This window comes from Arcobacter iocasae, assembly GCF_042214795.1.
Taxonomy (GTDB): Bacteria; Campylobacterota; Campylobacteria; order Campylobacterales; family Arcobacteraceae; genus Arcobacter; species Arcobacter iocasae.
Genome location: NZ_CP090177.1, coordinates 3,071,784 through 3,097,679 on the forward strand (window position 1 = coordinate 3,071,784; position 25,896 = coordinate 3,097,679).

At 29.8% G+C, this 25,896-nt stretch carries 27 protein-coding genes; 3 read left to right on the plus strand and 24 right to left on the minus strand.

The annotated features are described in order from the left end of the window. Positions 1 to 3: 3 nt before the first annotated feature. From LXN10_RS15290 to LXN10_RS15335, 10 genes are all read right to left on the minus strand, one after another. The gene (locus LXN10_RS15290) at positions 4 to 1,701 is read right to left on the minus strand and encodes an FMN-binding glutamate synthase family protein (protein WP_129099345.1); all 1,698 of its coding nucleotides are present in this window, start codon (positions 1,699 to 1,701) and stop codon (positions 4 to 6) included. 96 nt (positions 1,702 to 1,797) lie between these two features. Then, positions 1,798 to 5,364, minus strand: coding sequence for a bifunctional proline dehydrogenase/L-glutamate gamma-semialdehyde dehydrogenase (locus LXN10_RS15295; RefSeq protein ID WP_375723839.1), 3,567 nt, complete (start codon positions 5,362 to 5,364; stop codon positions 1,798 to 1,800). A 108-nt stretch (positions 5,365 to 5,472) separates the two neighbouring features. Further along, positions 5,473 to 6,195: an ABC transporter ATP-binding protein gene (locus LXN10_RS15300; RefSeq protein WP_375723840.1), complete on the minus strand. Its 723-nt coding sequence runs from the start codon at positions 6,193 to 6,195 to the stop codon at positions 5,473 to 5,475. After that, positions 6,195 to 6,971, minus strand: coding sequence for an ABC transporter ATP-binding protein (locus LXN10_RS15305; RefSeq protein WP_375723841.1), 777 nt, complete (start codon positions 6,969 to 6,971; stop codon positions 6,195 to 6,197). Before LXN10_RS15305 ends, LXN10_RS15300 begins: the two co-directional genes overlap by 1 nt. After that, complete coding sequence (locus tag LXN10_RS15310) at positions 6,971 to 7,927, minus strand: branched-chain amino acid ABC transporter permease (protein ID WP_375723842.1); 957 nt, start codon at positions 7,925 to 7,927, stop codon at positions 6,971 to 6,973. The genes LXN10_RS15305 and LXN10_RS15310 overlap by 1 nt, the downstream gene beginning before the upstream one ends. Next, on the minus strand, positions 7,927 to 8,829 hold the full coding sequence (locus LXN10_RS15315) for a branched-chain amino acid ABC transporter permease (RefSeq protein ID WP_375723843.1): 903 nt from the start codon (positions 8,827 to 8,829) through the stop codon (positions 7,927 to 7,929). The genes LXN10_RS15310 and LXN10_RS15315 overlap by 1 nt, the downstream gene beginning before the upstream one ends. Positions 8,830 to 8,847: 18 nt before the next feature. Beyond that, positions 8,848 to 9,969, minus strand: coding sequence for a branched-chain amino acid ABC transporter substrate-binding protein (locus LXN10_RS15320; protein ID WP_375723844.1), 1,122 nt, complete (start codon positions 9,967 to 9,969; stop codon positions 8,848 to 8,850). A gap of 24 nt (positions 9,970 to 9,993) precedes the next feature. Next, positions 9,994 to 10,656: a hypothetical protein gene (locus tag LXN10_RS15325; protein ID WP_375723845.1), complete on the minus strand. Its 663-nt coding sequence runs from the start codon at positions 10,654 to 10,656 to the stop codon at positions 9,994 to 9,996. Next, the gene (locus tag LXN10_RS15330) at positions 10,649 to 10,888 is read right to left on the minus strand and encodes a hypothetical protein (protein WP_375723846.1); all 240 of its coding nucleotides are present in this window, start codon (positions 10,886 to 10,888) and stop codon (positions 10,649 to 10,651) included. The genes LXN10_RS15325 and LXN10_RS15330 overlap by 8 nt, the downstream gene beginning before the upstream one ends. Positions 10,889 to 11,064: 176 nt before the next feature. Beyond that, positions 11,065 to 11,946 carry a DMT family transporter gene (locus tag LXN10_RS15335; RefSeq protein ID WP_375723847.1) on the minus strand — a complete coding sequence of 294 codons (882 nt, stop codon included), beginning with the start codon at positions 11,944 to 11,946 and terminating at the stop codon, positions 11,065 to 11,067. A 134-nt stretch (positions 11,947 to 12,080) separates the two neighbouring features. Between LXN10_RS15335 and LXN10_RS15340 the strand changes: the two genes are divergently transcribed. Next, a complete protein-coding gene (locus LXN10_RS15340; RefSeq protein WP_375723848.1) occupies positions 12,081 to 12,929 on the plus strand; it encodes a universal stress protein in 849 nt (282 codons plus the stop codon). Positions 12,930 to 12,952: 23 nt separating this feature from the next. On the opposite strand, the gene LXN10_RS15345 is transcribed toward LXN10_RS15340, so the two are convergent. The 14 genes from LXN10_RS15345 to soxC form a co-directional block, all read right to left on the minus strand. After that, complete coding sequence (locus tag LXN10_RS15345) at positions 12,953 to 14,098, minus strand: HD-GYP domain-containing protein (RefSeq protein ID WP_375723849.1); 1,146 nt, start codon at positions 14,096 to 14,098, stop codon at positions 12,953 to 12,955. Then, entirely contained in the window at positions 14,098 to 14,886 is a 789-nt protein-coding gene (locus LXN10_RS15350; RefSeq protein WP_375723850.1) for an alpha/beta hydrolase, read from the minus strand. Before LXN10_RS15350 ends, LXN10_RS15345 begins: the two co-directional genes overlap by 1 nt. 25 nt (positions 14,887 to 14,911) lie before the next feature. Next, positions 14,912 to 15,349, minus strand: a complete 438-nt coding sequence (locus tag LXN10_RS15355; protein WP_375723851.1) for a DsrE family protein — start codon at positions 15,347 to 15,349, stop codon at positions 14,912 to 14,914. A gap of 1 nt (position 15,350) precedes the next feature. Further along, positions 15,351 to 15,800 (minus strand): MOSC domain-containing protein, encoded by a 450-nt coding sequence (locus LXN10_RS15360; protein ID WP_375723852.1) that lies wholly within the window; start codon positions 15,798 to 15,800, stop codon positions 15,351 to 15,353. Beyond that, entirely contained in the window at positions 15,797 to 16,204 is a 408-nt protein-coding gene (locus LXN10_RS15365) for a thioredoxin family protein (RefSeq protein WP_375723853.1), read from the minus strand. The genes LXN10_RS15360 and LXN10_RS15365 overlap by 4 nt, the downstream gene beginning before the upstream one ends. Before the next feature lie 91 nt (positions 16,205 to 16,295). Beyond that, positions 16,296 to 18,065 carry a thiosulfohydrolase SoxB gene (gene soxB, locus LXN10_RS15370; RefSeq protein ID WP_375723854.1) on the minus strand — a complete coding sequence of 590 codons (1,770 nt, stop codon included), beginning with the start codon at positions 18,063 to 18,065 and terminating at the stop codon, positions 16,296 to 16,298. A 20-nt stretch (positions 18,066 to 18,085) separates the two neighbouring features. Next, positions 18,086 to 18,727, minus strand: coding sequence for a rhodanese-like domain-containing protein (locus LXN10_RS15375; protein ID WP_375723855.1), 642 nt, complete (start codon positions 18,725 to 18,727; stop codon positions 18,086 to 18,088). 78 nt (positions 18,728 to 18,805) lie between these two features. After that, positions 18,806 to 19,237, minus strand: coding sequence for a hypothetical protein (locus LXN10_RS15380; protein ID WP_375723856.1), 432 nt, complete (start codon positions 19,235 to 19,237; stop codon positions 18,806 to 18,808). 12 nt (positions 19,238 to 19,249) lie between these two features. Continuing rightward, on the minus strand, positions 19,250 to 20,176 hold the full coding sequence (gene soxA / locus LXN10_RS15385) for a sulfur oxidation c-type cytochrome SoxA (protein WP_375723857.1): 927 nt from the start codon (positions 20,174 to 20,176) through the stop codon (positions 19,250 to 19,252). 40 nt (positions 20,177 to 20,216) lie between these two features. Continuing rightward, positions 20,217 to 20,516 carry a thiosulfate oxidation carrier complex protein SoxZ gene (gene soxZ / locus LXN10_RS15390; RefSeq protein WP_375723858.1) on the minus strand — a complete coding sequence of 100 codons (300 nt, stop codon included), beginning with the start codon at positions 20,514 to 20,516 and terminating at the stop codon, positions 20,217 to 20,219. A gap of 61 nt (positions 20,517 to 20,577) precedes the next feature. Then, positions 20,578 to 21,030, minus strand: a complete 453-nt coding sequence (gene soxY, locus LXN10_RS15395) for a thiosulfate oxidation carrier protein SoxY (RefSeq protein WP_375723859.1) — start codon at positions 21,028 to 21,030, stop codon at positions 20,578 to 20,580. 19 nt (positions 21,031 to 21,049) lie between these two features. Further along, entirely contained in the window at positions 21,050 to 21,406 is a 357-nt protein-coding gene (gene soxX, locus LXN10_RS15400) for a sulfur oxidation c-type cytochrome SoxX (protein WP_375723860.1), read from the minus strand. Between the two features lie 11 nt (positions 21,407 to 21,417). Continuing rightward, positions 21,418 to 22,506: a c-type cytochrome gene (locus LXN10_RS15405; RefSeq protein WP_375723861.1), complete on the minus strand. Its 1,089-nt coding sequence runs from the start codon at positions 22,504 to 22,506 to the stop codon at positions 21,418 to 21,420. Then, the gene (gene soxC / locus LXN10_RS15410; RefSeq protein WP_375723862.1) at positions 22,487 to 23,809 is read right to left on the minus strand and encodes a sulfite dehydrogenase; all 1,323 of its coding nucleotides are present in this window, start codon (positions 23,807 to 23,809) and stop codon (positions 22,487 to 22,489) included. The genes LXN10_RS15405 and soxC overlap by 20 nt, the downstream gene beginning before the upstream one ends. A gap of 314 nt (positions 23,810 to 24,123) precedes the next feature. Here soxC and LXN10_RS15415 point away from each other — a divergent pair, with 314 nt between their 5' ends. Together LXN10_RS15415 and LXN10_RS15420 are read left to right on the plus strand one after the other, a co-directional pair. Further along, on the plus strand, positions 24,124 to 25,344 hold the full coding sequence (locus tag LXN10_RS15415) for a molybdopterin molybdotransferase MoeA (RefSeq protein ID WP_375723863.1): 1,221 nt from the start codon (positions 24,124 to 24,126) through the stop codon (positions 25,342 to 25,344). Between the two features lie 59 nt (positions 25,345 to 25,403). Beyond that, the gene (locus LXN10_RS15420; RefSeq protein WP_375723864.1) at positions 25,404 to 25,865 is read left to right on the plus strand and encodes a hypothetical protein; all 462 of its coding nucleotides are present in this window, start codon (positions 25,404 to 25,406) and stop codon (positions 25,863 to 25,865) included. The last annotated feature ends 31 nt before the right edge of the window (positions 25,866 to 25,896 follow it).

Genomic DNA, 25,896 nt, shown 5'->3' on the forward strand with positions numbered 1-25,896 from the left:
TTCTTATTTTTTGATTAATATTCTTCTCTCAAATAAAGCATCCATATCATCATGAATAATTGAATCTTTATCTAAGAAAATTAATTTATCTTTATTTAGTTGATTGACATTTTTCAATCCCATTACTGCAAGTAAACTTTTCATACTTTTTAAAATATTTTTATGATAGTTTTTAACATTACTAGCATGTTTTTTTACAAAATAATGCTTTCTTTTTTTAATGTCTTGTGTTGCTAATCCAACAGGACATTGATGTTCTCCAGCACCTGAACAATATCTTGCACGAATACACCCTGCACTCATCATAAAGCCTCGGGCAATTTGTACAAAATCAGCACCTAAACAAAGTGTAATTATTACATCATCCGGAGTCAAGATTTTACCACTTGCTGATAATTTAACTTTGTCTCTAACTTCATAATCTTTTAAAACTTTATCAACTAAGTATAAAGCATCTCTAATATCCATACCAATTCTTTCCATCATATCTAATGGTGCAGTAGCACTACCTCCACTTCCACCATCAATAGAGATATAATCAGGATAAGGTAAACCTAACTCTTCTCTTCTTTTTATCTCTTTTGCAATTGGAACTATATTGTCATAATCAGAAATAACTATTTTTATTCCTACTGGTTTTTTTGATGCTTCTTGTAGTTCACCTATAAAATCAAATAACTCTTCAGTAGTATTAGCATAAGGAAATCTATTAGGAGAAAAAGCATCTTTGTGTGCTTCAATATTCCTATAATAAGCAATTGAAGGAGTTACTTTTTCAGCGATTAATTTACCACCTGTTTGTTTAGCACCTTGAGCAATTTTTATCTCAGTCATTTTACAAAAACTCATTTGTTTTTTATAACGCTCTTTATCAAACTTTCCATCTCTTGATCTAACACCATATAAACCTGAACTTATTTGTAAAATAATATCTGGCATATCTTCAGGTACTTCATTTGGGAAAGCTTCAATAGGTGCCTCCCAATTAGGTCTAAAAAAACACTCTTTATCTTTATTAAAAACATAAGTATCTGCTTCTAAGTCCTTTTTAAATAGACCTCTTCTATAAAAATCAATAGCTACTGGTTCATTGAATAAGATTTTCGATAATCTAAAAATCTTATGCTGTAAAGCATTACCAGTAACTTCTTTCATATACTTTGTATCATAATTATAATGTGTTACAAAAAAGTTTGAAGTCAATCCACCCTCACCTGAATTTATTGGGAAATCACCATCTTTTGCTCCATAAACAAAAGCTCTAGTCCCCTCAGGAGAAATAGACCCATCACTCATCGGCCCACGACCTAAAATCGAATTTGCCACAAAGGGTTTTTCTCTATTTTCACCAAATGTAACTGAAAACTCATTATCAATTTCATCTTCATTTAATACAATGTTCGTGTGTCTTAACATAAATTTTGGTTTAGGTAATGGCTGAGAAGGTGAAAAAGATGCAAAATTAACTTTATCCCTTGAAGCACTATATACCCAATCTAGTTTATCCATTGATTCATAAAATTTTTCATCACCAAAATATTGTCTAAAAGGTTCTCTAAACTCTTGGAAAACAAATCTCAAACGGCCAACAATTGGATAATTAACTAAAATTTGATGTGTTCTTTGAACATATTTATCATGGACATACCACATAAATATACCTAAACCAAAAACTACTAATACTATAAACCAAGTTTCCATATATAATTCCTATTATATTTTTTAGGGCTTTAACATCACGAAATGTATAAAAGTGGGGTTAAAATTAAAAGTGGCAATAAGAAGGAAAATTCCTTCTTATTTTAAACCTCTTGCACCAATATTTCCATATCTATGGAAAGAGTGAGAGATTGATTGCTCAATGAAATAGTTAAGAAGTTCTAGTCTTCCTTCCATCATTGGAGCTTGTCTTACTATATATGTAAGAGATTTTGATGCAGCTTCAAAAATTGAAGAAGGAACTTTACTAATATTTGAATAAATAACTCTTTGATAATCTTTTATTGTATTTGCAAAAGCTTTATCATCTTCTTCAACAACTTTATTTGTTCCTAATAGAATAGCTGATTTAGCTAAGAAGTCTTTAATAGTATCATTACCATTAATTGAAACAGTAAAGCTTACATTTGAAATTCTTGCTGCTAAGATTCTAGATACTACTTCAAAAATTGTATCATCAGAGCTTACTCTAATTACAACTTTATCCAATGGTAAATATCTAAAGTGATTATCTTCACCTCTTACTTCACAATAATCTTTTGCTTTGCTAAATTCATTTTCATAGTTTTCATAATATGATTGAACAGCAACTGCTAATTTTTCGAACTCTTCTTTATTTTCACCTTTTGATTTACAAGAATCAATAAATTTAACTAAATCAGAGTTATATTTTTTACTAACAGTTGGATTTGATTTTTCAGTAAAATTAACAAATTGAGTAACATAGTTGAAAATACCAACTTTTCTTCCTGCTCCAATTGCAGATTTACCCATACCACCAAATGGTTGTCGCAGAACAATCGCACCAGTTGTTCCTCTATTTACATAAAGGTTACCAGCTTTAAGATTTGCTTTCCAATAAGAAACTTCTCTTTCATCAAGAGATTCAATACCAGAAGTCAATCCATAACCTGTATCATTTACAATTTTTACAGCATGTGCTAAATCTTTTGCTTTAACAACGGCAAGAACTGGTCCAAATAACTCATTCATATGAATAAAGTTACCCTCCTCTACGCCCCATTTAATTGCTGGTTTTAACATATACTCATTACCCTCTGCATATTCAGGAGCAACCAACCACTCTTCTTTACCTTCTAATTCACTAATTGCTTTTTTAAGATTTCCAGATACAGGATTTGCTAAAGTTCCAATTCTATTTTTTAAATCCCAAACAGAACCAACACTCATAGACTTAGCAGTATCAATTAAAGCTTTTTTAAATGACTCATCATTATAAACTTCTTCTTCTAATACTAAAAGTGATGTTGCAGAACATTTTTGACCTGAGTTTGCAAATGCACTTTGACAAACATTTTTAACAGCTTGTTCTCTATCTGCCATATTTGTTACAATTGTTGCATCTTTTCCACCAGTTTCAGCAGTCAATAATAAATCAGGTCTAGTTTTTAACATAGAAGCAGCGGTATCTTCACCACCTGTTAAAATTACAAAATCAACATCTTTATTTGCAATTAAGTGTTCACCTGCAAGTGCTCCTGGACAAGGAACAAATTGAAGAACATTTTTAGAAATACCAGCATCCCAGAAACATTTACACATCTCATAAGCTGTTAATGCTGCAGCAGATGCTGGTTTAATAATAACTGTATTTCCAGCAGCTAAAGATGAAGCAACTCCACCTAAAGGAATAGCAACAGGGAAGTTCCATGGTGGAATTACAACACCAACACCTTTTCCTGAAAACTCTAAGTTTTGATATTTTTCAAAATAATGTGTACTATATGGATAAAATTCTAAGAAATCAACCGCTTCTGAAACTTCAACATCAGTTTCAGTAAATACTTTACCAACTTCAGCAGCAGCAACACCTATTAAATCGTTTCTTCTCTCTCTCACCTTTATAGCAACAAGTTTAAGTGCAGCATGTCTTTGTTCATGAGTTAAACTTCTCCAACCATCTTTATCAGCTTTTGCTACTTCTACAGCTTTTTTAAGATCTTCAGCATTTGCATTTGCAAATTTTCCTGCTAATACTCCATCTTTAATTTGAGATTTATCAATTGCATCTACTACTTTTCTATCTTCTGAAATATCAACTCCACCAACAACTATTGGAGTAATTTTATGGTCAGTATCTTTAGAAAATTGCCATTTTTTAATAATACCTCTAGCCCACTCTTGATTAGCTGCTAATACAAAATCTGTATCAGCTTCAGCATGATACTCTTTTGTATCATATGAAGAGTGTGAGAAGTCATCCCATTTTTCTGTGAGTCTATTTTGTGTTCTATGGGCACCTACGAATGATGTTTTTTCATTTTCAAAAGATTTTAAAAATAACTCTTTTTGCATATTCCAATCTTTTGAACCAACTGTAAGACCAAAAGAGTATCTAATAAAGTTATTTGGACCTGTATTTTCATCAAGTCTTCTCACTAAATAAGCAATTGCATTTGTAAATTGTTCTTTTGCAGCTGTTGGAGCATATAAAATCACTGATTTTGAGATTTCTCTAATCGCTAATCTTGCAGCTTCACTCATACCTTCTAACATCTCTAATGTATGATATTGACTTGTTTTATTTTCTTCAGCCAATGTTGTAGCAAATGCTAATTCAAATAAGTTATGAGAAGCAGTTCCTATATGCATAAATGGAGCATTTTCTGGTTGTAAGGCATGTCTTGCCATTCTTTTATAATTTGAGTCTGTATCACTTTTATCTGTATATGTAACCATTTCCCAATGTTTTTGGCTAGCTTCAGTTTCTTCCATCTCCATATTAGCACCTTTTACAAGTCTAAACTTCATAGGAGATCCACCATTTTCTACTCTTTTTTTAGCCCATGCTAACAAGTCTTTTTGAACTAAGAAAGAATCTGGAATATATGCTTGTAAAACAATACCGGCATAAAAATCTTTAAATTGTGGTTTATCTAATGTTCTTTTAAATACTTCAACAGTAATAGCTAAATCTCTGTATTCTTCCATATCAAGATTAATAAATTTATTTGATTTTGTTCCATCTGGAGCTATATAAGGATATTTAATTGCTTGTTCATATATTTTAGTTAATTTTTCAACAAGTACTTCAACTGTGTGTTCGAAATTTAAAGGATTAATTTGAGAGTAAATAGTTGATATTTTAATAGAAATATAGTCAATATTTGGGTTAGATAAAGCTTTTAAATATTTTTCCATTCGTTCACCTGCTTCTTCTTCACCAAGAACAACTTCACCAATAAGGTTAATATTAACTCTAGTACCCTCTTCTTTTCTCATAATTAAGTGTTTATTAAAAGGCTCTTCTTCTCCTTTAATAACTACTGTCTTAGTATCTTCTCTTATTTGATTTACAAACATAGGAACAGATAAGTTTGGTAAAAATTTTCCAAAATTTTGGAATAACCATAAAAGTGTTTTATCTTTTGTTGTAAAAAAGTGAGCCATCCCATGCTTTTCTAATAAGAAAATAATTTGATCAGCAACTCTTGCATTTGAATCACATCTAAAACATTGATCCATTAACTCTATTAAAAGAGCTTTATCTTTTGGATGGTCAAGCATTTTATTCATTTTTGCATAAAACTCTCTATCCCAATCACTAACAAGTTCTGTTGCTCTGTTTTGCCATTTTTCAGCTAGTTTAACTGCTGAGCCTATAATTTCTGTTTCATTTTTCATGTACAATCCTTATAATTAATTGAATATAATCAAACTAAAGTAGACTTATGCATCACCAATTGCATAACAGAGGAAATAAATTTCCTCTATCTACTCTTCTTCTTTTTTTTAATGTTTTTTACCTAAATAGGCCTCTTGTATTGTTTTAGAGTTTAATAATTCTTCCGCTGTTCCTTCATGTGTGATTTTCCCAACTTCTAACACATATGCTCTATCTGCTAACTTTAAAGCTGCTTTTGCATTTTGTTCAACTAATAAAACAGTAACACCATTTAAAGAAATTTCTTTTATTGCTTTAAAAATTGCTTTAATTAAAATTGGTGCTAAACCTAATGAAGGCTCATCCAAAATTAAAAGTTTAGGTTTACTCATAATAGCTCTCCCAATTGCAAGCATTTGTTGTTCACCACCACTTAAAGTCCCAGCAAGCTGTTTTTTTCTCTCTTTAAGTCTTGGCAAAATATCATAAATCCAATCCAAAGTCTCTTTATCATGTCCTTTTAATGTATATGCACCCATCATAAGATTTTCTTCAACAGTTAATGTTCCAAAAACTCTTCTTCCTTCTGGTGAGTGAGACATACCAAGTGATACAATATCATGTGCGTCACATTTAGTAATATCATTTTTATCAAAAATAATATTTCCTGATTTTGGCTTTAAAAGTCCAGAAATTGTTCTTAAAGTTGTAGTTTTACCAGCACCATTAGCACCAAGAATTGTTACAACTTCTCCTTTTAATACTGTTAAATCTATACCTTTAATAGCAGATATTGCTCCATATGACACATGAAGATCTCTAACTTCTAGTAATATTTCATTATTTACCATTATTCATCCTCCTCATCATCTGTTCCAATATAAGCTTCAATAACTTTTGGATCATCTTGTACAAATGATGGAAGACCTTGAGAAATCTCTTTCCCAAAATTAATAACAGTAATATAATCAGTTAATTTCATAACCATATCCATATCATGTTCAATCATCATAATTCCAAGACCCATTTCTTTTATTTTTAAAATAATGTTAGTAAGTTCTATGGTCTCATTTTCATTAAGTCCGGCTGCTGGTTCATCTAAGATTAAAAGTTCAGGTTCAGCTGCAAGTGCTCTTGCCATCTCAATTTTTCTTTGATTTCCATAAGATAAATCTCCTGCAGGAGTTTTAGCATATTTTGTTAAACCAAAGAAATCCATTAGTTCTCCAACTTTTTCCCATTGTTTCTTTTCATCTGCTCTATAAAAAGGTGTGTGAACAATAGCGTGATACCATTTTTGTTTTGACTTTGTATGACAGCCAGCAATGATATTTTCAGCAACGCTCATCTCTTTAAAAAGTCTAATATTTTGAAATGTTCTTAAAACTCCCCTTTGGGCAATTTTATGAGGTTCCATACCAGTAATATTTTCACCTTTATATTTTATAGTTCCTTGTTCAGGAGTATAAATACCTGTAACACAGTTAAAAAGCGTAGTTTTACCAGCACCATTTGGACCAATGATTCCATATATTTGACCTGGTTTAACTTTGATAGTTAAATCATCAATTGCAACTAATCCATGGAAAAACTTTGAAACATTTTCTATTTCTAATACATATTTCATTATTTTGCCTCCCTAGCTTTCTTTTTAAGAAACTTTGGAATATTTCCAAAAGTTGCAGGCCAAACACCATTTGGTCTTAAAATCATAGTAAGAACCATAGCTGCACCAAAAATTAGATATCTTGATTCTTTAAATTCTGTAAATAATTCAGGTAATACAAACATTACAAATGTTCCAATAATAATTCCAGGAAGTGAAGCAGATCCACCAACAAGAACGATTGCAAAGAACATTACGGATTGCATAAAGTTAAAAGACTCAGGACTTACAGCTGAATATTGAATAGCAAAAACACATCCAGCAGCACCTGCAATTGCAGCACCTAAAGCAAAAGCAAAAAGTTTATAATATGAGATATTAATACCCATAGATTTTGCTGCAATTTCATTTTTGTTTATATAATATAAAGCTCTTCCATATCTTGATGTATCTAAGTTTCTAATTATTAATAAAGTAACAATCAATAAACTAAAGGCAATATAATAAACTGCTGTATCACTTGTAAGTTCATAACCAAAAACTCTAAAGAAATCAATTCCAAAAATACCATTAGGACCACCAGTTAAACCAAAAACATCATTTGATAATACTTGTTCAAAAATAATATTAAATCCAATAGTTGCAACAAGTAAATAGTCACCTCTTAAATGAATAATTGGACCTGCAAGTAAAACTGAGAAAACAACTGGAACTAAAATCGCAAAAGGAATAGTTTCAATAATTTCAAATCCAAAATGTACATTTAAAATAGCTGTTGTATATGCACCCATTCCAAAGAAGATTGCATGTCCCATATTAAATACACCAGCACGACCAAGAATAATATCTTGCGAAAAAGCAACAACGGCAAATACTAAAAATGTAATACCAATACTTAACCAAGCAGAATCAACTAAAAATGGAAAAACTGCCATAACTACTAAAAAAAGTGTAGCAATAATTGTAGTTCTATTCATTATACTTTCTCCGCTGTATTTTCACCAAGAAGTCCAGTTGGTTTTACAATTAAAATTATAATTAATAAAATAAATGTAAATGTTTCTGCCCATTCTGTTGAAATATATCCTGATATTAGTGCATTAAATAATCCAAGTAATAATCCACCAAGCATAGCTCCTGGAATACTCCCAATACCACCAATAATTGCTGCAATAAATGCATTTAAACCATAAAGCCATCCCATATCAAATGTTAAGCCTCTATAATACATACCAATAAATAAACCACCAATAGCTCCAAGCATAGAACCAATTATGAAAATAGTCATAATTACTCTATTAACATTGATACCCATAAGCTTTGCAGCATCTTGATCTATAGCAGTTGCTCTAATGGCTGTTCCCATTTTTGTTTTATTGATGAAAAGATAAAGTGAAACCATTAACACAGCTGATAATGCTAAGATTACCAATTGAGTAAACGAAATTATAACTCCACCAAAATTCCATGAAGTACTTGGGAATACATTAGCTGGGAATATTTCCATATTTGGTCCCCAAATTAACATTATTGCATTTTGTATAACAAGTGATGCACCAAGAGCAGAAACAACTGCACTTAATCTTGGTGCCGTTCTTAAAGGTCTATAGGCTAGACGCTCAAGAAGAACACCTACAAAAGCCACAACGATTGCTGTTAGAGTAAATACTATAACAATATTCACTAACGTCAATGCATTTGAACCATAAAACTGTGTAAACAAAGTAAGTCCTACATAAGCAGAGAAGGCAACAAGGTCACCGTGTGCGAAGTTGATTAACTTCATCACACCGTAAACCATTGTATAACCTAAGGCTACTAATGCATAAAGACTTCCTACTGTTAAACCATTAATTAACTGTTGAAGAAGAGTATCCATTATTTTAAAACCTCATTATTATTCAGTAACAACTTGTTTTGTACCATCATTTTTCATTTTGTAAACAACAAATTTAGCACCAACTCTCTCACCATCTTCTCTAATATTAAATGGTCCAGTAATTCCTGGAAAATCTTTCATAGATCTAATGTATGCAGCAATCTTTTTAGTGTCAAAAGATTTTGTTTTTTCAACACCTTCAATAACTGCTCTGAAACCATCTGCATTAGTTACAGGCCAAATTGATGGAGGATCCATTTTAAATCTAGCTTTGTAAGCTGCAAGATATTTTTTAGCTTCTGGGTATGGTAAAATTTCAGGTGTTGGGAAGTTAATTAAAACTGTTCCAGCAGCTGCTTTACCTGCTAATTTATAGAAATCAGGGTTGTCATTTGAATCACCACCAACAAAATCTGCATCTATTTGTAATTGTTTTTGTTGAGCTCTTAATAATCCACCATCAGTATAGTAACCTGAGTAATAAATTACATCTGGGTTCATCTCTTTTATTTTTGTTAATATTGCTGAAAAGTTTTGAGTTCCTGATTTAATTTTCCCTCTATAAATAACATTTCCACCAATAGCTTTGATTGAAGCTTCAGTTGCATCACCAAGTCCTTCTGAGTAAGAAGAATAATCAGATAAAACTACAATCTTTTTATATTTTTTTGTTTTTACCATATACTCTGCTGTAAAATCACTTTGAGAAGAGTTTGGAAATGAGTTTCTAAAGAAAGTCCAGTATTTCTTAGCAATTAAAGAATCACTTGTACCATCAGAAGTTTGTAAAACATTTTTTCTGTAATATGTAGTTTGAGCAGCTTCTGTAGCACCTGAAGTATAAGAACCAATTACAGCAATAACACCAGCATTAGTTAATTTTTTAGCACAAACAGCAGCTTTTTGAGCTTTTGCTTCATCATCACAAGTAATAACTTCGATTTGTTTACCTAAAAGCCCACCTTCTGCATTTTTTTCATCTGCAATAAGTCTTACAAAGTTTTCTATACTTTGACCTTCATTAGCATATTGTCCTGTAATTGGTGCTTGTACACCAATCTTAACTGTATCTGCTGCAAACAATAGTGTTGAAACAGCAGCACTAAGTGCTAAAGCACTAGCAATTTTTGTTAATTTCATTCATTCTCCTTTTTTTTGATAAATCTATTTTAAAGCAGGTTCAATTACATAGCAACCCACACACCATTCTCCGATGTTCTGAACAACGTGTATCTCTCCTCCTTTAAAATAAGATTTTAAGTTATTATAATCACTTACTATATTATCAAATGTTTCAATGATTTCATCAAGTCTTTTTTGTGTCTTTTTTCTTGCACTATTTGAAATATCTAAATAAAATGCAAAAAGGCCATAATCTAAAGTCGAATCTTCTAATTTATCCCTATCTAACATTTTGCACATTTTTTCAATTTCACTTTTATACTCTTCTTGAACATTTCGTACACCATTTTTTATACTCATAATTACTCTTGATATAGAATCATTATCTGATTTATGTTCAAATCTTTCATCAAGAGTTAAAGATAGAATATCTTGTGTTAAATATTTTTCTTTCATAAAGTTTCTAAAGTCATCTCTTTTAGGTAATGAACATCTTAATATATCGGCAACTGTTGCATCTATATAAATTTCTGGTGCATTATCTAACTTGGCAATTTCTTGAGAAACATGAATTGATAAAAACTTTGGTGGTGCATAAGATAAGTATAACTCATCTGCTGTCCAAAAAGAATAATTTTTTTTAGCAGTGTATATACCATTTATAACAGCATTTATAACTTCATTTTGTAAAGGAAAATTAGTCATTTTTCATTCCTACAAAATTTTCATCTACTTCTTCTAAAATACCACTTTCATATAATATGTCTTCTATAAGTCTATTTTTTGATATGCTAAGTTGAGTTGATAAAACAACTAATGCTTGATCTAATTTTTTATCAATCTTAATTGTTAATTGTGAAATTTCTTTTTTAGAGCTATTAGTATGTTTATTTATTACATTCTTTATTATTGTTCTATTGTTTTTTTGCTTAGCCATCTTTTCTCTTTTTATATTTCTTTTTTAGTAGTATAAAAGGTACTACTAAATTAAACTTATGAATTATTGCATTGGGAAAATTAAATTTAACTTAATATTTCTGCAAAAACTGTATATTTTTTATACAATTTTAAATAATAATGAGAATTGCTATGTTAATGCTATTTTAGAAAGAATTATTTAGATTTTTGTTGAAAAATAAGACCAAAAATTATTAATATTAAACCTACAATTGTAGATAATAAAATTGGCTCTCCTAATATAAAATAAATAAAGATTAAAGATAAAAAGGGTGAGATAAAAATTAAATTTGCAATTTGAGAGGTATTTGTAGTACTTTGCATAGCTTTTAACCAAAATAAAAATGTAATTCCCATTTCAAATAACCCCACATAAACTGCACCTAATAAACCTGAAAGATTAGGTAATTCTAAAGGCTGAGTAAAAATAAAATAAATAATTATCATTGGAAAAGAGAATAAAAAGTTGCAAAATAAGCTTACAGTAGAGTCAGCTTTAGATTTTGTACTAAATATCCAATATAAAGACCAAAGAACAGTACTTGCAAGTGCAAGTATCAATCCCTCTTTATTTGAGAAGTTTAAACTAAAAGGTGCACCTTTTGTCGCAATAATTAAAACTCCAAAATAGCAAACTATTCCAGCAATTATGTCATAAATACTTAATTTATGTTTTAAAAAAGGAACAGATAACAAGGATAACATCAAAGCCCATGTATAATTTATCGATTGTGCTTCTTGTGCAGGTAAGAGATCATATGCTTTAAATAGTACCAAATAATATAAAAAAGGATTAATAGCACCTAAAAGAAGTATTAATAAAGAATTATTCTTTATATGAGTAATAACTAAATACAATTTCTTCTCAATAACTAATACAACAAAAAGTACAATTAATGATGTAGTAGATGCATACAAGACAAGAGATTCTGGTGTCATATAAGATAATGATACTTTAAATGCTGTTGCAACAGTTGACCATAAAAAAACAGAAATAAGTGCATATTTGTATGCTGAAGTTAAATTATTTTTAAACATTTGCCAATTCTAACATCTATTAATATAAGATATCTTAAATATAAGTAGAAATTTTAATTATATTAAATTTTGTACTTTTAATTTTGATGTATTTGTGTTAGAATCTATATGTAAAAATATAAAAAGGAAAGATGATGGAATATAAAAGAATATTTTTCCCTCTTGGGGGAGGCGGAGAACTTAGATCTAGAATTCATGGTGCATTATTAATAGGAAAATACTTTAAGGCTCATTTGGAGATATTTAAGTCTCAAGCAAGACCAAGTCAAATAATGAAGTTTGATAATAGTTTACCTGATACGGTACTAAAAGAATTAAATGCTATGACAAAAGATAGATTAAAAGAAGAAATAAATGAGCATGAAATTATTTTTAAAGAAGAAATTAAAAAAGTTGGTAGTACATCTTCATCAAAGTCTAAAAATAATACTGCAACAGCTACTATTATTACAGGAGAAGGATTTAGAAGTAAACTAATAGAAGAAGAGTCTAAATATTGTGATTTAGTAATAGTCTCAACTCCTCATGAAGCTAGAATAACTGCTACATTTGAAACAGCTGTTACAAAAAGTGGGAAACCTGCTTTAATGTTTCCAAGAAAGATGAAAAAATTTAGTGCCGAAAAGATATTGATTGGTTGGAATAATTCACCAGAAGCTGCAAGAGCAGTATCTGAATCTATACCATTATTAAAAAATGCAAAAAAAGTACACATAATCTCATCTAAAAAATATGGAAAAGATTTAAATCAAATTTCTAAATTACAAAACTATTTAGAAGATCATGGCATTGATACGAGCTTTGAAATTGTAAAAACAACAAAAACACCAGGTCAAGCTCTTTTAACATATGCAAAAGATGGTAAGTTTGATTTAATAGTTGCGGGTGCATTTGGACATCGTGGTTTAAGAGAATTGATGTTTGGTGGAACAACTAAATATATGTTAAAAAATAGTGATATTCCAATATTTATGGCACACTAATAAAGAAGGCTTTGAACCCTTCTTTATAAAACTTTCTCCAAATCTTCAATAATAGATAAATCATAACTGCCCTCTTTTAATATTCTAATTGATTCATCTTTATTATATGCTTTTCTATAAACTTTATCTGAGTTCAAAGCAGAAAAACTATTAACTACACTTAAAAGTCTATCTTTTAGACTTAAATCCTTAGCTTCTAAACAAAAAGGATAACCTTTCCCATTTGGCTTTTCTTGAACTTTAGATGCCCAAGAAGATATATCATCAAAACCCATAATATTAGATAATACTTTTTTTGTATAGTATGGATAGGCTTTTATCTCTTCATATTCCCACTCTTCTAACTTTGTCTTTTTATTGATGATTGAAGAAGGTATACATAATTTCCCAATATTACATAAAGATGCAGAAATAAGTAGTGTAAATTTATCTTTGTGTTCAAAATTATAAAAATCCATCAATTTTTCTAAATTAATTAATAACTTAGACTCTACATTATTTATCAAGTAAAAAGAAGATGTGATTTTATATAACTCTTCAAATGTTAAGGTAGTTGTAAAATCATGTAAACTACCAAATATAAAATATAGTATTTCAGTCTCATTTTGTAGATCAAGCCAAAAACTAGTTTTCTGAGATATCTTTAAAAATATCTCTGTCAACTTTTTAGAAAAAAGTTCATTTCTGCTATTTTCAATGAAAGATAAAACACTAATTCTATCTTTTACTTTAATAGTTGAGAGATTAAATCTATTTTCAATAGCAATTGAAATAGACAAAATTTGTGAGAATAATGGGATTTCATCAGCTTTTAAACCAAAAAACCCACTTCCATCATAATATTCATTTTGATATTTCAAAATATCTTCTTTACCATCATCTAAAAAAGGTAAAACACTTGCAATAGTATTAGAAGATTCACAATATTCTTTTGATATATGTAAAGTATTCATTAATCCTATTGAATGAACTAAAGAGAAAGAGCATAAGTCACTCATTTTTTGAGGACTAAGCTCTAACTCTTTTCCTATATTTAAAGCAAGATAAGTAACTCTTTTTGAATAGTTTAAACTATTTGAACATCTATCTTTTCTTAAATAATCTAAACTAAAAGATAATGCCAATAAAAAATTGTTAAGATTAAAACTAATCTCTTTTTTTTTATCCATTATTCTTCTTCAAGAAGTTTTGTAATAGCTTCCAATGAAGTATCTGTCATATCTAAGTCCAAATGCACTCCATTTTTCACTTCTACTATTTTAGCATCAAGACCTTTTTTTATAGCTAGATTATAAAAGTTTTTCGTAACTTCAGGAGGTGATACTTTGTCATTTTCTCCATAAATCAATATAAACTTAGTTTTTTTACTAACTTTATTAATAACATCAACAATAGAAATCAATCCAGGAGATTTATCATTTTGATGGATATCATATCTACCACCTACTAAAATAGCATTATTTATCAAATTTGGCTCAACACCTGTTAGAGTTGCTCCCATCATTGCACCTGCACTATGACCAATATATGTCACAGTTTTAGCTTCAAACCTATCTTTTAATTCACTTATTAATTCACCTAAAAATTTTATATACTCTTCTTTTGCAGCTAAATTTTTAACACCTTCATGTGCTAAAGCTGTAAAATTATTTGTAGAAGAGTCTGAATACCCAGGAAGAGCAACAGCAACTGTTGTAATATCTGTATTTAAAGTAAGAGTTTCAGCAAAAGTAGAATATCTACCTAGGGTATTTGTACCATCTGGCCAAGTACCATGAACAATTATATTTAAATAACCTCCCCTATCACCTTTACTTTTAAAATATTGAATACATTCACCTCCCGCAAATATATAATTATCTCCCTTTTCTAAACACTCTTCATGACTCACTTTTTGTGCATGTAAATTTAAAGCTAAAAATATCAAACTTACATATATAAAAACTTTACTCTTCATTTTTTAATCCCCCACTTTTAATTTATTAATATGCTAAAACTCCAACATAACCAGCAACTTTTCTTTCAATCAACTCTACGATTCCAGCTTGAACATAACTTACACCATCAATAAAATCATCTTCTTTCCAATGCATACTTTCCATAGTATTTTTACAACCAATAAACTCTACATCATATTGCATCAACGATGATATTCTTGTCAATGTTTTTTTGTCATAATCTTTTTTTAATGCTCTCATTCCATTTCCATATACAACTACTACTATTTTTATAGTATCACTTGGATACTCTTTCAAGATATTATAAATTCCATTTAAATTATTATTAACAACACTCAAATCAGAATTATATATTTGAAATACTACTTTTCTAGGCTTATCAAAAGTAGGTTGAGGGTCACTAAAAGTTGAACTTGCAAAAGAAAAAACAGCTAATAAAACTACTAAAATAATTTTTTTCATATTACTCCTTTATATATACTTCAAAGTCTATTTTAATTGTACCATTTTTTAATATTTTACAATATAATCCCCTACAATCTTTTACAATTTTTGGTAATCGTTTGTGGAAAATACTCAGATGGTCACACATAGTGCATTTTTGCATTATTTGTATTTGACACTCCCCTATTTGCAAAATTGTACCTATAGGTAAAGCATGTGGGTTAAAATCAAAAATGATATTTTCTCCTAAACTACCAAACTCCAAATTAACACCATTTTGAAGTGCAATTTCATAACTATTTAGACCTAAAAGCATAACCGTTTTATCCAAATCTTTTTGTGCGAACTTATCATTTTCAATTCCAAAATCTTTTATAAGATTTAAAGTTTCTACTTTTGGGCGAGGACTACTACTTTTTGACTCTTTTGTTGCACTAAAAGTACCAATTACTTTTCCTATTTTTTTCATTTTTTAATATTCTCATTTAAAATAAATATAAAATCTTTTTTTGTCCAAGCACCTAAATATCTATTTAGTATCTTTTTATGCTTTGAGATAAAATAAAAAGTAGGAGTCATTCCTTGAAAATTTTTCTTTAGCTCAAAAGGTAAAATGTCATGGTCAATATTAACTTCTAAAAATATGAAATTATTATTTAATATATTTTTAACATCTGCCTTTGAAAAGACTTTTTTCTTCATTATTTCACAATAAGGGCAATCGTCTCTTGAGACAAAAACAAGTATTTTTTTATCTAATTTTTTTGCTTCTTTTAAAATCTTATTTTCATCATAATTATTTTTGGATATATTTTCTGCTAATAAATTTGAAGTGAATAAAAAAATAAAAAATATCAAAAGTCTAAGTCTCATTGAACTTCCTAATTTCTTAATTTAAAATAGAGTTCAATAACTCTATTTTAAATTGAGAAAAGGTACAGATAATCTGTACCTTTTTCAACTTTTATGAAATAATTCCTGGATTGCCTTTTATTCCTATGATATCAGGAGTATCAATTTTTAAGTTTTTCACATGTTTTACACTTTTTAAGTATGTTTCAACTGTTTCCCATACTGGTTCACCTGGTGATTTAGAACCAACAGTTGACCAACCAGCAACTTGATACTCTTTACTTGCTTGAAGTTTTTGCCCATTTCGGGTAAGTGTAATATCTGAGATTCTCTCTCCCATATTAGCAGTAGGATTAATTTTATAAGAAATCCCACCTGTTCTTACCATATCTCCACCTTGTTGATAGAAAGGATCTGGATTGAACAAGTTATCAGCAACATCTTCTAAAATAGCTTTAATATCTTTTCCTGTGATTCCTCTTCTATAAGTTTCAGGATAAGTCATAGCTGTTTGAGTAGCCAAGTCATCAAAAGTAATTGCTTGACCAGGCATAACTGATGTTCCCCATCTAAATCCAGGAGATAAAGCAATTTCTGCATCTTTTACATCAACTAAAGCATCACAAATAATTTGATCCCAAGAACCATTAAAGTTCCCTCTTCTAAACAGAGTTTCATCAGTAGTTGCAATTTCTCTTGTTAATTCCTTTTTAAAGGGAGCTCTTACATCTTCAATATATTTTTTCATCTCTTTATCTTCAGGAATCAAATCAGAAAAAATAGGTAATAAAGTAAACTTGAAATCTTTAATTTTACCATTTTGAATATCTAAATCTAAAACATTTAAGAATTTACCATTACTTCCTGCGTTACAAACATAAGTTGTACCCTCTTTATTTTTGATAGGAACAGCTTCAGGAACACCATCATGAGTATGTCCACCCATAATAAAGTCAATCCCTGTACAAACTTGTGCCATCTTTCTATCAGTATCATATCCATTATGAGATAATACAATTACTGCATCTGGTTTTTCACTCTCTCTTATTTCATTAACTAATTCTTGCATTCCATCTTTATTAATCGAAAAAGTCCAATCAGGAATAAATCTTTGAGGATTTGCAATTGTTGTATATGGAAAAGCTTGTCCAATAATAGCAACTCTTGAACCATTAATCACTTTGATTGTATATGGTTTAAAAGCATAACCTTTATCTTCATCATAAGCTTCAGCCGTACCATTAAATAAAGCATCTTCTTTTACTTTTACATTTTGAGCAAGGAACTCTGCATTTAGAAGTTTTACATTTTCTAATACTTCTTTAGCTGTATAAGTAAACTCCCAATGTCCAACTGCAATATCCACACCTAGTAAATTCATAGCACCAACCATGTCTTTACCTCTTGTTTGTAAAGCTGTCCATGAACCTTGCCAAGTATCACCACCATCTAATAAAAGAGTCTTATCAGCACCAAAACTATTTTTCAAAAAGTCAACAACAGTTTTTATTTGAGCAAAACCACCTGTTCTTCCTATAGCTTTTGCATGTTTTTCAAAATTAACACATGTGTAAGCATATTCTAATCTTGGATTATCTTTTATTCCATAATAGTCTAAAAATTTTTCACCTACTATATGTGGTGGTTTACCTAAATTATCAAAAAAACCAAGATTAACACTTGGTTCTCTAAAATATACAGGTACTAATTGTGCATGACAATCTGTCAAATGAAGAAGTCTAGTATTACCAAATGGTTTTAACTTATAATAATCTTCCAACTTATTTGTATTTGTCATTCTTGTGTGAGAATTAGCAAATACAGGAGCAGCACCAAGTACTGCCATCATATAAACAAATTCTCTTCTACTTAATCTACTCATTTAACCCACCCTTTATATATTTATTTACCATCACCAATTACAGTGAATCCTAAAGAAGTCCATGCTTGCATTCCACCTCTATAGTATTTAATTTTTGAAGCTGGATAACCCATTTTCAATAATGAAAATTTTGCATTTTTTACCATTGCTGGAGTTTGTCCACACCAATATCCATTACAATATAAAGCTAAAGTTTTTGCATTAGAAAAATCAAGTGTTCCATCGTCTTTTTGAACAACACCCATTTCATCTTCCAGCATCTCTATTGCAGTATCTTTTTCATTAAAATTCGTATATGGAACATTTATAGCTCCAGGTATTCTTAATCTTACAAACCATCCTGGCGTTCTTGTATCAATAATTGCAATACTTTTATCAGATTGTGCTTTTTTCATGTAATCAATAAGTTCTAACTCTCCTAATGTCTCTACACCTTCTGATAAAATCATTGGTTGAGGCACCCCATTATCTGTTCTATTATAAAGTGGTGTAATTTTATTTCCAGCAGTTTGATTTCTCATTAGAGTAAATTTTTCACCATTTAAATTCATCTCAATAGATTTTACACCCTTTGAAATAGGCACAACATTTTCTGCAAATACCGAACTTATACACATAGTTGAAACTAGTGCAGTAATAGTTATCTTCTTTAAAATTGTCATACTACATTCCTTTGTTATTATTTAAATGAGAATATTAAAAAAAAGCCAAGAAAAACTTGACTTTAATTTATTTGAGAATTAATATTTAAGTCCATCACCTGGAACAGCATTTCTCCAAGTTGATTTAGCTTCAACTGATTCCATCAAAGGAACGATTGCAAATCTACAAGCTCTCTCTGCTGCAAAATTTGTATCTAAGACAGTTTTAGAAACTTTTCCTTTAAAATCTTTAGGATTAACTTCTTTTGCACCTGTTTTAATAGCTTCTTCCACTGAAGCAATTAAAGCACTATTATTTACATCTAATCTTCTAAATTCTAAACCATTCGCTTGAGCAATAGGATTATAAGTAGCAGCTGTTTTAATAACACTTTCAATTCCACTTTTTTCAACACTACAAACTGTATTTAAATCTATTTTTGTAGCTGTTGCAATACTTGGTTCAGATGTACATCCACCTAATATTGCAGCAATACTTACCGTTGCAATCAATGTTGTTAATTTTTTCATAGTAATTACCTCCTACTTTCTTATATCTGGACCATCTAATTTCATACCATTTGACATGTATGACATAAAGAATAGCAACTCTTTCATATCTTTACTTGTATCAGCTGGTGGAACTTGCCCTTGATCTTTAATACATCCAGACATTCTTCGCTCTAAAGTTCCTACGCCTTTCCATTTTAATCTATAAACTGGGAAATGAGTTACTTGCCCTAAAAATGGAGATAATTTTTCATTTCTAACTCTTTTACCTGCTCCGCCAACATGACATTCAGCACAATTAAGTTTTAAATAACCTCTTTGTGTATAGTAATACTCTTTACCTCTTTCATACGCATCAGCTGCTGCTTGACTATCAATTTTTACATCAATAACTTTTTCTTCATCTTGAGCAGATTTTGCCATATAAGCTTGAAGTTTAGCCATATCACCTTTTTTAGTATTCCATGCTTTTTCGCCATTTGAAGTTAAACATTCATTAACCGCTTGTGTTAGTGTAACAACTTGATTTCTTGCGTCATCAAAATATGGATATTTAGATAAAGCATCAGGAGTTCCAAAACATGTTGCAAATGATTTACCATTTGCAAATGCTTTATTCCACAATACTTCACCTGCATCTATATCATAATCATATGGTGGCATTTCTCTTAAATCTTCATATTGAGCTTTCCCATCAATATTATAAGAGTAGTTCCCTAACGCAAAATCTTGAAATTTCAAACCTTTTGCGATGCCATTTTCTAACTCATCATCAGTTGCATATGGGAAAAATTCAGCTCTATTTTTTAAAGGATCTTGAAATTTAGTTTCAAAATATTTAACTAGTGCTACTCTATCTTTTTCAGCTTGTGCAGAAAAGTCTTTTGCATTTAATGTAATATTAAATGCACTAACAGTTAAAGCTATCAAAGCTGTAGTCTTTGCAATTTTTAATAACATTTGTATCCCCTTATCTTTTTATATAACTAAAAAATAGTTATTATTTTATCTTAACAGTTTCAGTGTCAGTATTACCTTTTAAATCAATCCACCAAAAAGTCAAATCATCCCCCGCTTTACCATGAAAAGAAAATTTTACATATGGATTTTTTGATAAAAACTGACTTGTTGATACTTCATAAACAACTTTCCCATTTGATGTAGCTTTAAAATTAGTAATAAAATTTACTTCTTTTTTTGCTTTTTTTGCTTCTACATAACTTAACATTTCATGTTTAGCCATAGCTTTTACAGTAACTATACCGTTTTTCTCTTTTGCTTTTATTCTAGTTTTAGCCATTTTAATTCCTTTGAATCTATTTATATTTTTTTAATTTTTTATTTGTGTAGTTGGAATTAAATCAACCACCACATCCACCAATAGTTACTTTAACTTCTTTAGAAGCAGAGTACAATTTTCCATCTGATTCAACAACAGCTGTAACAGTTCCAGTTTTAGCTAGTTTTATTCTAATTGAATAATCAATAATTCCACCTTCTGGTACAGTAAATACAGCAACTGTTGTTTCAGGATTTGCATCTTGAAAAATTGCAACTTTAGAACCAGCTAGTTTTGAAGAAACTGTTACAGGAATCACAGCCCCATTCTCTGCAATATCTGGAGCTTTAAGTTTAACTTTCCCTTTAGTTGTTGCACTTGTACCAAAAACTTCTTTGATACCATCATCTAATTTAACAGCAGTCCATGCCTTAGGTAATGTTTTTCTAAAATCAACGGCACTTAATGTACTTGGTGCTAGAGAAGCTACTGCAACTGCACCCAAACCTAAACTTAAAAAATTTCTTCTATTCATTTTATTTCCTTTTTAAATACTAATTAATTGTTTTTAAATAAGCAACTACTGCTTTTATTTGGCTATCACTTAGCCATCCAGCTTTTCCAAATGCTGGCATTGATGTATTAGTCAATCCCCTTGCACTATAAATATCAAATACTGTGTCATAAAGTGTTTTATCATCCCAATAAGATAAACCAGTTAATTTTGGTCCCATACTTCCTGGTCCATTAATATTTTTACCATTAACAGCATGACATGCCAAACAATTTCCTAAATTTTTAGTATTAAAGATTTTTTCACCTTGCGCTACTAAATCAGCATTAGCAAGTGCACTTGAAGCAAGTACACCAGTAACAGCTGATGCCATTAAAAAATTTCTAATTAATTTCATCTATTCTCCTTTTATTTAGTTGAGTTAACCATATAATCAACAACTGCTTTAAACTTATCATCAGATAAATCAGTACCACCTTTTGGAGGCATTGCATTTATTCCATTGATAGCATTTTTATAAACAGCATCCATACCTTTTTTCATAACTGTTGCCCAAGCTTCTTTATCCCCAAACAATGGAGCACCTATTGCTTCATTCCCATGACAAGTACTACAAGAAGTCTCATAAACAGTTTGTGCGACAGACTTTTCTTTTCCTTTTTCTTCAGGTAAAGATTTTTCTGTCGAAATTGGTGGAACAAAACCTGCAATATTTTGTTTAATATGCACAGGTTCTGGTTGTATACAATTTGACATACATCTTTCCCCTTGTGCTAAAGGGGGTCTTTGCTCTTTTAAGTCATGTCTATCTGGACTAACAGGATAAAAGCCATCCGTATTGTTCATTTTAATACCATTAAAGTTATGTTTACCTAAAATAAATTCATCATCCATTTCTTTTCCACTAACTTTAATATCATTAACAGATAATAAATAAGCAGTGATAGCATAAACTTCATCATTACTTAAACTTTTTGGAGCTGGAAATGGCATAGCTGTTTTTATATACCAAAATAGTGTACTAGCATATGGCCAATAAGAACCAATTGTTTTTCTTGGAGCTTCATTACCAGTCAAGCCTAATTGGTATTTCAAACTCCCAATTCCACCTTGCAATGGAGGATAACCTTTTCCACCAACACCAAAATCACCATGACAAACAGCACATTGTGAATCATAAAGTTCTTCACCTTCAGAAACTGAACCTTCACCTTCTGGTAAATCTATATTATCAGGTTTTATATCAACATTCCATGCTTTTATTTCATTTGCAGTTGGAGTTCTTCCATACTTTGAAAATCCACTTTCATCTTGAGGATTTACATGATATTTAGTATATTTATTATTAACAATTGGATAAATAACTGAGCCATCAACATTCTTTTTTAAAGTGGAAGAACTAGAATTTGGAGTATCTAATTCTACACATCCTGTTAAAATTACTGCAGTTGCTACGCTTAATCCTATTAATGTTTTTTTAACTTCTAATGTGAACATTATTAACTACTCCTTTTGATGTAACTTCCCAACCTACAATAGGATTTCTGTGATAAATTCCTTCAACGCCAACTTTTGATACTAATTTATCAATAGAGGGTTGAATATGTCCAGAATCATCAATTGCTCTACTTAATAAAACTTTCGGATTTCCATCCCAAGTTATGATATAAGAAAATCTTGTCCAAGATTTAGGCAATATCAATCCTTTAAAATGAGCTTCCACCCAATTTTTACCACCATCTAATGAGATATCAACAGTTTTTATTGTCCCTCTTCCTGACCATGCAATACCAGTGATTTCTACTTTATCACCTATCTTTAAATCAGTCCAAGGAACCTCAGGACATGGAGAAGTTATTATTGAATTTACTTCCATTGGCCAGAAAAATTCAATTGCCTTACCACTTGGTTGTAGCATTGTATATTTAGAAGTTTCTTCTTTTGAATGCCATGGTTTACTATCGAACTTAAGTCTTTTTAACCATTTAACATTTAAATTACCTTCCCAACCAGGAACTAATAATCTTACGGGATAGCCTTGTTCTGGTCTTAAAGGTTCACCATTTTGTCCCCAAACAATCATTGCATCATCTAAAACTTTTTCAATAGGAATACTTCTTGCCATCTCAGAGTCATCACTTCCTTCAGCCAACATCCATTGTGCTTCAGGTTTTAAACCTAAATCTTCTAAGATAACAGATAGTCTTACTCCTGTCCATTCGGCACTACTCATCATACCTTTTACAAATTGTAAATTATTAAATTGTGGTCCTCTCCATCCAGTAGATCCATTTGCAGGACACTCAATAAAATAAATTCTTGACTCACTTGGATATCTTTTTAATTGTTCTAAAGTTAAAACTAATGGTTTTTCAAGAAGACCATGAAGCATAAGTCTATATTTATTTGGATCAACCTGTGCAATACCACTATGACTTCTACAGAAAAACAAACCATTTGGAGTGATTATTCCTTCTTGTTGATGTAGAGGAGACATAGAAACTGTTGCATATCTATCACCTGAAGATAATAGGTCATGAATCCTTCTAATATTATTGTGCTCATATGGTGAAGGTAACCCATAAAGATTTTTATCAAGCCTATCTCCTAACTTTGTCCCCCATTCTACTTGATTAACAATATTTACATCATCAGCTTTAAGTTTAACTGGAGCCAAAACATTAGCAGCAGCAATTGCACCAGCAGAATACACAGCAGTTTTTCTAAAAAAGTTTCTTCTACTTAATTTATCTTCATTAATAGTTGAATTTTTTTCTAAACTGTCAGTTTTAGTTGTCATTTATACTCCTTGGAATAATTATCAAATATAAATTATAATTATCTATAAACAAAATTATAAATAAAAATTATTTATCCTTATACTTATTATAAACAATTGTTATATAACTTTTTATTATATAATAACTACCACATTATTGCTCATTTTTATAGCTAAGTCAATTATTTTTTAGTATTTTTGCCAAATTAAGCCAAATGCTATGCTAATGCTATGTTAATACTAGGTTAATGTACAAAAACTACTATTTTCGAGCCTTCAAAGTTACTTTTTTTCTTCATTATGATACTATTTCTACTTAAAATTTGGAGGTAAAAATGAAAAATATAATAAATTATGAAGAGTCTTTAAACATATTAAATAATATTTTTTTGGAAGAAAAAATTAAGGAAAAACTTTTTTTAACAAACGCATTGGGAAGGATACTATCTGATGACATAATTGCAAACGAAAATTCACCTGCTTTTATAACATCTGGAATGGATGGATATGCTATTAAAAGTGAAGATCAAAAATTAAACACCATAAAAATAATAGATAAGAACCCAGCGGGAAGTGTTACTGAGTCAAAAGTTGAAAATGGCAGTTGCATAAAAACATTTACTGGTTCCTTAATGCCAGAAGGGGCAGATACATTAATACCAATAGAAAATGTTGAAGTAGTTGGTGATTGTATAAAAATAGTTCAAGAAGTTTCAAAAGGTTTTGCAGTAAGAGATATAGGTGAAAACTATAAAGAAAATGAAATTTTAATAAAAAAAGGAACTCAAATTGGCTTTGCTGAAATAGGTGTAATGGCTTCACTTAATATATCACAAGTAAGTGTATATTCTCAGGTTGTAGTAAGCATTGCAAGTACAGGAAGTGAAATACTTGATATTGGAGAAATTCAAACTAATAAATCACAAATAAGAAGTTCAAACCATCTTACTGTTGAAGTTTTAGCAAAAAAAGCTGGTGCAAAAACTATTCAAATGGGAACAATAAAAGATGATATGGATTCAATTACCCAAATGATGAAAACTGCTTTAAATAACTCAGATATAGTTGTTACAACTGGTGGTGTATCAAAAGGTGATTATGACTTCGTGCAAGATGTTGTAAAAGAAAAACTTGGAGCTGAAGTTTTATTCCATGGAGTAACTATTAAACCAGGAGGTCCAATATTAATAGCTAAAAAAGAGAATAAATTAATTATCTCCCTTCCAGGATTTGCATATAGTTCAACTGTATGTGCTATTTTGTATCTACTTCCTATGATTTATAAATATGAAGGTTCTAAAAAAGAACTTCCTATAGTAAAAGCCAGAATAAACCAAGACTTTCCTGTAAAAATAAAAAAGACTGTGTTTACAGCTTGTAATGTAAAATATAAAAATGGTGAATATCATATTGATTTTGAGGGAAAAAAACAAGGTACTAGTGCTATATTAACAAATCTTTTAGGTAGTCCTGCGTTACTTATACAAGATAAAGATAGTGATGACATAAAAGCTGGTGATTTGGTTGATATATTATTATTAAATGAGTTGAACTAATGTTTGAACACCTAATAATTATACTAATGGGGATAGTATTTTTAATAATACTTCCTATCATGTCAACAATTAAATACTGGAACCACAAGCCATATATGAAATATGCACTTTCTTTAATATGGATATCATATATTGTTATAGCATATGAAGTTTTTTTCCCAAGAGAAAGTTATTATATTAAGAATCTAAATAAATTTTCAAATATAACATTTAGTAAAGAGATAAAAGTAATCAAAAAATACACTTCTTTTTTAAATATAGAAGGGGAATACTCTTCTTGTGCAATATTTGAAATAACAAATAAGGATAAAACACTTTTAACTAATCTAAAAGAAGATAAAGCAACTACTTTACCAACTATGAATAACAAGTGTTCTGATATCATAAACAAAGAGTTTAAAAGAGATGATTTAATAACTTTTAAATCAATTGATGAAAAAAACTATAGACAATGGGGCTTTTTAGAAAAATCAAATAAAGTCTTTTTTTATTACAAATCATTTGGGATGACAAATAAATAATATTATAGTAATATATTGATACTTTTTTGAT